Annotated in this window: 1 protein-coding gene; it reads left to right on the top strand. The window is 70.8% G+C overall.

What is annotated here, in order from left to right; all coding sequences use genetic code 11:
* Nucleotides 1-5: 5 nt before the first annotated feature.
* The coding region (gene rplM, locus AC0I8G_RS26035) for a 50S ribosomal protein L13 (RefSeq protein WP_471732524.1) at nt 6-257 on the top strand (252 nt) is incomplete at its 3' end.

A 257-nucleotide genomic window follows, 5' to 3' on the forward strand; every position in this document is an offset into this window, starting at 1 on the left:
GCGACATCGATCACCGCTGGCTCGTCATCGACGCGGAGGACGTCGAGCTGGGCCGCCTCGCGGTGCAGACCGCGACGCTCCTGCGCGGCAAGCACAAGGCGACCTACGCGCCGCCCGTCGACGGTGGCGACTTCGTCATCATCGTCAACGCCGCCAAGGTGGCCCTCACCGGCTCCAAGCGCGAGCAGCAGGTCGCCTACCGCCCCTCGGGCTACCCGGGCGGCCTGAAGGCCACCAGCAACGTCGACCTGCTGGAG

Source organism: Kineococcus sp. AC630 (genome assembly GCF_979255925.1).